This window comes from Kitasatospora sp. NPDC001683 (assembly GCF_053596495.1).
Map to the genome: position 1 here is coordinate 1 of NZ_JBSFGK010000177.1, position 8,165 is coordinate 8,165.

7 protein-coding genes are annotated in these 8,165 nt (G+C 70.4%); 4 read left to right on the top strand and 3 right to left on the bottom strand.

What is annotated here, in order from left to right; genetic code table 11:
- Positions 1-159: 159 nt before the first annotated feature.
- Positions 160-1,980 (top strand): NHL domain-containing thioredoxin family protein, encoded by a 1,821-nt coding sequence (locus ACWCYO_RS39620; protein ID WP_449786929.1) that lies wholly within the window; start codon positions 160-162, stop codon positions 1,978-1,980.
- A gap of 78 nt (positions 1,981-2,058) precedes the next feature.
- On the opposite strand, the gene ACWCYO_RS39625 is transcribed toward ACWCYO_RS39620, so the two are convergent.
- Positions 2,059-3,372, bottom strand: coding sequence for a M18 family aminopeptidase (locus tag ACWCYO_RS39625; RefSeq protein WP_449786930.1), 1,314 nt, complete (start codon positions 3,370-3,372; stop codon positions 2,059-2,061).
- A 276-nt stretch (positions 3,373-3,648) separates the two neighbouring features.
- On the opposite strand from ACWCYO_RS39625, the gene ACWCYO_RS39630 reads away from it, so the two are divergent.
- Positions 3,649-3,843 carry a hypothetical protein gene (locus tag ACWCYO_RS39630; protein WP_449786931.1) on the top strand — a complete coding sequence of 65 codons (195 nt, stop codon included), beginning with the start codon at positions 3,649-3,651 and terminating at the stop codon, positions 3,841-3,843.
- Positions 3,844-3,954: 111 nt separating this feature from the next.
- On the opposite strand, the gene ACWCYO_RS39635 is transcribed toward ACWCYO_RS39630, so the two are convergent.
- Positions 3,955-5,784: an acyl-CoA dehydrogenase gene (locus tag ACWCYO_RS39635; RefSeq protein WP_270145402.1), complete on the bottom strand. Its 1,830-nt coding sequence runs from the start codon at positions 5,782-5,784 to the stop codon at positions 3,955-3,957.
- 216 nt (positions 5,785-6,000) lie between these two features.
- Here ACWCYO_RS39635 and ACWCYO_RS39640 point away from each other — a divergent pair, with 216 nt between their 5' ends.
- Both ACWCYO_RS39640 and ACWCYO_RS39645 read left to right on the top strand, forming a co-directional pair.
- On the top strand, positions 6,001-6,504 hold the full coding sequence (locus ACWCYO_RS39640) for an SseB family protein (RefSeq protein ID WP_405000671.1): 504 nt from the start codon (positions 6,001-6,003) through the stop codon (positions 6,502-6,504).
- Positions 6,505-6,673: 169 nt separating this feature from the next.
- Complete coding sequence (locus tag ACWCYO_RS39645; protein ID WP_270145403.1) at positions 6,674-7,642, top strand: pirin family protein; 969 nt, start codon at positions 6,674-6,676, stop codon at positions 7,640-7,642.
- Positions 7,643-7,784: 142 nt separating this feature from the next.
- On the opposite strand, the gene ACWCYO_RS39650 is transcribed toward ACWCYO_RS39645, so the two are convergent.
- Positions 7,785-8,165, bottom strand: a 381-nt coding sequence (locus tag ACWCYO_RS39650; RefSeq protein ID WP_449786932.1) for a non-reducing end alpha-L-arabinofuranosidase family hydrolase, incomplete at its 5' end; no start/stop codon positions are given.

The following is an 8,165-nucleotide window of genomic DNA, read 5'->3' on the forward strand; positions in this document are numbered from 1 at the left end:
CCACCCACAGAGTCGGCAGTCGGAAAATCATCCAGCCCCCGGAGCGGCCACCCCCGGAACCGCCCCGGCCACCCACCCTCCCGAGAGCCCACCCCCACCCACAGAACCCCCCCACCCCACCCCGGAATGCCCCCACCCCCCGTGGGGTTGGATACAGCCATGGCATCTCGTGCACGTGTACGCGCCCCCGAGCTGGTCGGGGCAGGCGGTTGGCTGAACACCGGCGGCAAGGAACTCACCCTCGCCGACTTCCGGGGCAAGATCACCATCCTGGACTTCTGGACCTTCTGCTGCATCAACTGTCTGCACGTCCTCGACGAGCTCCGCGAGCTGGAGGAGGAGCACCGCGACACCGTGGTGATCGTCGGCGTGCACTCGCCCAAGTTCGTGCACGAGGCCGACCACCAGGCCGTGGTCGACGCCGTCGCCCGGTACGAGGTGCACCACCCGGTGCTGGACGACCCGGCGCTCGCGACCTGGAAGCAGTACGCCGTCCGGGCCTGGCCGACGCTGGTGGTGATCGACCCCGAGGGCTACGTGGTGGCCCAGCACGCCGGTGAGGGCCACGCCCACGCGATCGCCCGGCTGGTGGCCGAGCTGGAGGCGGAGCACGAGGCCAAGGGCACCCTGCGGCGCGGCGACGGCCCGTACGTGGCACCCGAGCCGAGCACCGAGAACCTCAAGTTCCCCGGCAAGGCGGTCCGGCTGCCGAACGGGCACTTCCTGGTCGCCGACTCCGGCCACCACTCGCTGGTCGAGCTGGCCGAGGACGGCGAGACGGTGGTGCGCCGGATCGGTGACGGGCAGCGCGGCCTGGTGGACGGCGCCAGCCCCCGGTTCAGCGAGCCGCAGGGCCTCGCGCTGCTGCCGGAGGGCCACGAGTACGACGTGGTCGTCGCCGACACCGTCAACCACGCGCTGCGCGGCGTGCGCCTCGCCGAGGACGGCGTCAGCGTCACCACCCTGGCCGGCACCGGCCGCCAGTGGTGGCAGGGCTCGGCCACCGAGGGCCCGGCCCGTGAGGTGGACCTCTCCTCGCCCTGGGACGTCGCCTGGTTCGACGGCAAGGTGTGGATCGCGATGGCCGGCGTGCACCAGCTGTGGGCGTACGACCCGACGGCCGGCACGGTCGGCGTCGCGGCCGGCACCACCAACGAGGGCCTGGTGGACGGTCCCGCCGCCGAGACCTGGTTCGCCCAGCCGTCCGGCCTCGCCGTCTCCGCGGACGGCCAGAAGCTCTGGGTGGCCGACTCCGAGACCTCCGCGCTGCGCTTCGTTTCACGTGAAACCATGACGGTCGAAACCGCCGTCGGCACCGGCCTGTTCGACTTCGGGCACCGCGACGGCAGCGCCGACCAGGCCCTGTTCCAGCACCCGCTGGGCGTGACCGTGCTGCCGGACGGCTCGGTGGCCGTCAGCGACACCTACAACCACGCGCTGCGCCGCTTCGACCCGGCGAGCGGCGAGGTCACCACCCTGGCCACCGACCTGCGCGAGCCCTCCGGGGCGGTGCTGGTGGACGGCGACATCGTGGTGGTCGAGTCGGCCCGGCACCGGCTGACCAGACTGCGGCTGCCGGAGGAGGCGGTACGGGTCGAGTCGGTGGCGCACCGCACCCAGCGCGCGGCCACCGAGGTCGCACCCGGCGCGCTCCGGCTGGACGTGGTCTTCGAGGCGCCGAGCGGCCAGAAGCTGGACGAGCGCTACGGCCCGTCCACCCGGCTGCTGGTCAGCGCGACCCCGCCCGAGCTGCTGGTCTCCGGCGCGGGCGCGGACAGCGACCTCTCCCGCGAGCTGGTGCTGTCCGACCGGATCACCGAGGGCGTGCTGCACGTCTCGGCGATGGCCGCCTCCTGCGACGACGACCCGGAGATCGAGTTCCCGGCCTGCCACGTGCACCAGCAGGACTGGGGCGTGCCGGTGAAGCTGGTCGCCGACGGCGCCCGCCGCCTCCCGCTGGTCCTGGCGGGCATGGAGTAACCCGCTCCGGACAGACAACAGAGCGGACAGCAGAAGGGGCCCGACGAAACGCCGGGCCCCTTCTCCCGCACAGCGGGCTCAGCCCTCCAGGAACGCCTTGATCGCGCTCGCCAGCAGGTACGGGTCCTCCGCCCCGCACAGCTCGCGCGCCGAGTGCATGGACAGCGCCGCGATGCCGCAGTCCACCGTCTTGATGCCCAGGCGCGCCGCCGTGATCGGGCCGATCGTCGTACCGCAGGGCATCGCGTTGTTGGAGACGAAGCTCTGCCACGGCACGCCGGCCTTCTCGCAGGCCGCCGCGAACACCGCCCGGCCGACCCCGTCGGTCGCGTAGCGGTTGTTGACGTTGACCTTGAGGATCGGCCCGTCGTTCGGCAGCGGGTGGTGGCCCGGCTCGTGCCGCTCGGAGTAGTTCGGGTGGACGGCGTGGCCCATGTCCGAGGACAGGCAGACGGTGCCGGCCAGCGCCCGGGCGCGGTCCTCCGGGGAGCCGCCGCGGGCGTGGATCGTCCGGTCGAGCACGTTGCCGAGCAGCGGGCTCTGCGCGCCGGTGTCGGACTCGCTGCCGGTCTCCTCGTGGTCGAAGGCGGCCAGCACCGGGATGTACGGCAGCGTGACCCCGCCCTCGGCGACGGCCACCGCGACGGCGGCCAGCGCGGCGGTGGCCGCGTGCACCGAGAGCAGGTTGTCCAGGCGCGGGCCGGCCAACAGCTCGCGGTCGCGGCCCAGGTAGGAGGCGGGCTGGACGTCGTGGGTCATCAGGTCCCAGCCGACCACCTCCTCGGCGGCCAGCCCGGCCCGCTCGGCGACGTAGGCGATCAGCGAGCCCTCGTCGACCGGGCCGAGGCCCCAGATCGGGGTCAGGTGGCGCTGCCGGTCGAGCTTCATGCCGTCGTTGACCTGGCGGTCCAGGTGGATGGCGAGCTGGGGCACGCGCAGCAGCGGCTCGTCCAGCTGGACGAGCCGCGCACCACCGTCCTTCAGCGCGAGTCTGCCGGACAGGCCGAGGTCCCGGTCGAGCCAGGTGTTCAGCGGCACCCCGCCGTAGATCTCCACCGCGACCTGCCGCCACCCGGCCGAGCCGGTGTCCGGCACCGGCTTCACCCGCAGGTTGGGCGAGTCGGTGTGGGTGCCGATGATCCGGAACGGCGTCTCCGGCCCCGCGCCCTCGGGCAGGTACCAGGCGATCAGCGCGCCGCCGCGGATCAGGTAGCGCCCGCCGGCCGCCCCGTCCCAGGCGTCCGTCTCCGCGACCTGACGGAACCCCGCCTTCTCCAGGCGCTCGGCGGCGCTCGCGACCGCGTGGTACGGGGACGGCGAGGTGCCGAGGAACTCGATCAGATCGTCGGTGTGCGTCCGGTCGAAGAATGCCCGAGGGGCGGCGGTCGACATACTGCTCCAGGGTCGAGGGAGGGCCGAAGCCGGATGGGGGTCGGCTTCGCACTTTGAAGCATATGCCCGTACACGGACACGGCATTCGATACCCGGCAAGGGATGTGGAACACGGACACAACCGTGAACGCGCAGTTCACCGGCCCTCCTTCAGCGCGTGATCCGCCGCGGTCGCACACCGTCAGCCGGCTCGCACGGGTGAACGGGCCACGGGCGGCTCCCGACGGCCGGACGACGACCCTGACCGACAGTGAAGTCACCCGGAAAGGAAGGCGGTTGACCACGATCAACGCCCGCCGACGAGACCGTCGAACCCGGTCCCGAACCGCCGCCGGCACCGCCCACCCGAACCCGCCGGGGCAGCCGCAACGACCCACCGGCAACCTCGACCGGCAACTCGCCGCTGCCAGGACGCAGTTGGCCGCCGACCAGGCCCGGACGGACCCGCTGCGGGCCCTGTGCAGCGGGTAGCGCGGTCCACCGCGAACCACCGCGGAAGGCGAGAACACCGAAGGGCCCGGTGGCAGCCGGGCCCTTCGGTGTGAGGGTGTTCGTCAGGCGGTCAGAAGGGGGTGCTCGGCCTTAGAAGGCCTCCTCCGCCAGCTCCATGATCTCGTTGTCGACGCCCTCGGCGATCGCCCGCTGCGGGGCGATGGTCGGGAGGACGTTCTTGGCGAAGAAGCGGGCCGCCGCGACCTTGCCCTGGTAGAACGGCACGTCCTTCTCCGAGGCGCCGGCCTCGAGCTTGGCCAGGGCCACCGCGGCCTGGCGCAGCAGCAGCCAGCCGACCACGACGTCGCCGGAGACCATCAGCAGGCGGGTGGTGTTGAGGCCCACCTTGTACATGTTCTTGACGTCCTGCTCGACCGAGGTCAGGTCGGCGATCAGCTTGCCGACGATGGCCTCCAGGTCACCGGCGGCCTTGGCGAGCAGCTCGCGCTCGGCGGCCAGGGCGTCGCCGCCCTCGGCGGAGGCGAGGAACTTCTGGATCTGCTCGGACAGCGCGGCCAGCGCCTGGCCGCCGTCCTTGACGATCTTGCGGAAGAAGAAGTCCTGGCCCTGGATCGCGGTGGTGCCCTCGTACAGGGTGTCGATCTTCGCGTCGCGGATGTACTGCTCGATCGGGTACTCCTGCAGGTAGCCGGAGCCACCGAAGGTCTGCAGGGACTGGGCGAGCTGCTCGTAGGACTTCTCCGAGCCGTAGCCCTTGACGATCGGCAGGAGCAGGTCGTTGAGGCGCTCGGCGGCCTCGTCGCGCTCGCCGCGCAGCTTGGCGGCCAGCATGTCGTCCTGGACCGACGCGGTGAACAGGACCAGCGCGCGCATGCCCTCGGCGTAGGCCTTCTGGGTCAGCAGCGAGCGGCGCACGTCCGGGTGGTGGGTGATGGTGACGCGCGGGGCGGTCTTGTCCAGGAACTGCGAGATGTCGGCGCCCTGCACGCGCTCCTTGGCGTACTCCAGGGCGTTCAGGTAGCCGGTGGAGAGGGTGGCGATGGCCTTCGTGCCGACCATCATGCGGGCGAACTCGATGATCTTGAACATCTGGCGGATGCCGTCGACGGTCTCGCCGAGCAGCCAGCCCTTGGCCGGGTGCTTGGCACCGAAGGTCATCTCGCAGGTGTTGGAGGCCTTGAGGCCCATCTTGTGCTCGACGTTGGTGGCGTAGACGCCGTTGCGCTCGCCGAGCTCGCCGGTCTCCCAGTCGAAGTCGAACTTCGGGACGATGAACAGGCCCAGGCCCTTGGTGCCCGGCTTACCGCCCTCGGGGCGGGCCAGCACCATGTGGATGATGTTCTCGGACATGTCGTGCTCGCCCGAGGTGATGAAGCGCTTCACACCCTCGATGTGCCAGGAGCCGTCCTCCTGCTTGATCGCCTTGGTGCGGCCGGCGCCCACGTCGGAGCCCGCGTCGGGCTCGGTGAGGACCATGGTGGAGCCCCACAGGCGGTCGGTCATCCGCTGGGCGACCTTCAGCTGCTCCTCGGTGCCCTCCTCGGCGATGACGCCGGCGAAGGCCGGGCCGGAGGAGTACATCCAGATGGCCGGGTTGGAGCCCAGGATCTGCTCGGCGAAGGCCCAGATCAGCGAGTTCGGGGTGACCTGGCCGCCGATCGACTCCGGGATGCCCAGGCGCCACCACTCTGCGTCCATGAAGGTCTGGTAGCTCTTCTTGAACGTGGCCGGGATCGGCGCGGTGTTGGTCTCCGGGTCGAAGACCGGCGGGTTGCGGTCGGTGTCGGCGAAGGACGCGGCGAGGTCGTTCTCGGCGAGGCGGGCGATCTCGCTGAGGATGTTCTTCGCGGTCTCGACGTCCATGTCCGCGAACGGCCCGGTGCCGTACACCTGGTCGCGACCGAACACCTCGAAGAGGTTGAACTCCACGTCCCGCAGGTTGGACTTGTAGTGACCCATGGCCTGTTTTCTCCGGTTCGTCGCTTCCGGGTGACCGCCGCGTCTCGGGCGTCCCGTACCCACCAGTAGGCATCATGATGCTACCCAGCGGTAACTTGGGCAAGCCCCCGACGGTGAATCCGCTATGAACGTGGTCACGTCCCACAAGCCGGGACGACCACTCCTTGTCAGGATCGACGCCAGCGCGGGCGGGTGCGCTCCCGCTAGCCTGTCCGTGTGTACGGATATGACCAGAACGCATACCCGGGCGACCCCTACCAGCAGCAGGCGGGTCCGCAGCCGGGCATGAACGGCATGCCCGGACCGGGCGCCTACGGCGCGCAGGGGCAGGCGCCCCAGCAGTCCCTCTACCCGGAGCCCTCCCCGCCGTCCCTGGCGGACGCGGTCCGGGCGTTCACCACGGGCTCGATGGCGGTCGAGGACTTCCAGGCCATCTTCATCACCTCCAAGGTGCACTGCCCGCGCGGCGACCGCCCCGGCTTCCTGGCGCTGCACAACACCCCGACGCCGGTGATCCCGATGTTCAGCTCGCTCAAGGAGCTGCGCCGCTACGCCGGCAAGGACTCCAAGCACTTCACCGTCACCGGGGCCGAGGTGCTGGACCTACTGCCGACCGGCTACGGCTTCGCGCTGGACATGGAGGGCGAGCACCGGATGGTGTTCGACGCCAAGGCGGTCGAGCAGATGGTCGACTTCACCATGCGCCGGATGTACGGCTGACGACCGCTTCGCGGCCGTCGGCCAGGCCTTCGCAGACGACTGACCCACGCTGATGGAGGAGCCCGCGCTCCTCCATCCCCACATAGTTCAATCTTCAACTTGCTTGTTGTTGAGAATTGAACTAACCTCGTGCACGTAGGCCAGAGAACCCCCCTCGAAGGAGGCCGACATGCCCGCCGTGACCGTCGACAACCCGCTGACCCTCCCGCGCGTCACCACGCCGGACCCGGCCGTCGCGAACGCCCGGCCGGTACTGACCGTCGCCACCGCCCCCGAGGGCTACGAGGGCGAGGGCTTCCCCGTCCGCCGCGCCTTCGCCAAGATCAACACCAAGTACCTCGACCCGTTCATCATGATGGACCAGATGGGCGAGGTGGACTACGCGGCCGGCGAGCCCAAGGGCACCCCCTGGCACCCGCACCGCGGCTTCGAGACGGTCACCTACATCATCGACGGAACGTTCATCCACCAGGACTCGCACGGCGGCGGCGGCGTCATCACCGACGGCGACACCCAGTGGATGACGGCCGGCTCCGGCCTGCTGCACATCGAGACCCCGCCGGAGTCCCTGGTCATGTCCGGTGGCCTCTTCCACGGCCTCCAGCTGTGGGTCAACCTGCCCGCCTCGGACAAGATGATCGCCCCCAAGTACCAGGACATCCGCGGCGGCAGCGTCAAGCTGCTCAGCTCCGAGGACGGCGGCGCGCTCCTGCGCGTCATCGCCGGTGAGCTGGACGGCCACCAGGGCCCGGGCACCACCTTCACCCCGATCACCATGATCCACGCCTCGATCAACCCCGGCGCCCAGATCACCCTGCCCTGGCGCTCCGACTTCAACGCCCTCGCCTACGGCCTCGCCGGCAACGGCTCGGCCGGCAACGAGCACCGCCCCTTCCACCGCGGCCAGGCGGTCGTCTTCGGCGACGGCGACTCGATCACCCTGCGCGCCGACGAGAAGCAGGACTCCCGCGACAACAACTTCGAGGTCGTCCTCCTCGGCGGCCTCCCGATCCGCGAACCCGTCGCCTGGTACGGCCCGTTCGTCATGAACAGCCACCGCGAACTCCAGCAGGCCATGGAGGACTTCCAGGCCGGCCGTCTCGGCACCATCCCCGCCGACACCGACCTGGGACGCTGACCTGGGACGCGAGGGGCCCAGACCATCACATGGTCTGGGCCCCTCGCGTCCAGTTCAGGCCGTCCGGAGCCACGCGGCGTGAACCGCTCGTCCACGTGCCGGCAGGCCGTACCCGATCGCGGTCACCGTGGATCGGTCAGGGTCAGCGCTGGAGGGTGAGGACGCCGGGCCGCCACGGCAGTCGGTCGTAGGGACCGGTCGCGGTGGGGGACTTGCCCTGGTAGAGGAACTGGAGGTTGCAGGGGTCGATGGTCATGGTCTGGTCGGGGTTGTTGCGGACCAGGTCGCCGTGGCTGATGTCGTTGGTCCAGGTGGCACCGCTGTTGGCCTTGCCCGCGAAGGGGTTGTTCTCGCTGGCGGCCTGCGGGGTCCACGAACCGTTCAGGCTGGAGGCCGTGAAGGATCGGAAGTAGCGCTGCTCGTTCGCACCCCGGGCCTCGACGATCATCAGGTACTGGTTCTGGCCCTTGACCTTGTAGACCTGCGGCGCCTCGAAGAGGTTCTTCACCGAGTCGCTCATGAC

Bases quoted from the DNA above. Each gene is read 5' to 3' on its own strand.
- ACWCYO_RS39620 (WP_449786929.1), top strand. From the start codon at position 160: ATGGCATCTCGTGCACGTGTACGCGCCCCCGAGCTGGTCGGGGCAGGC.
- ACWCYO_RS39625 (WP_449786930.1), bottom strand. From the start codon at position 3,372: ATGTCGACCGCCGCCCCTCGGGCATTCTTCGACCGGACGCACACCGAC.
- ACWCYO_RS39635 (WP_270145402.1), bottom strand. From the start codon at position 5,784: ATGGGTCACTACAAGTCCAACCTGCGGGACGTGGAGTTCAACCTCTTC.
- ACWCYO_RS39645 (WP_270145403.1), top strand. From the start codon at position 6,674: ATGCCCGCCGTGACCGTCGACAACCCGCTGACCCTCCCGCGCGTCACC.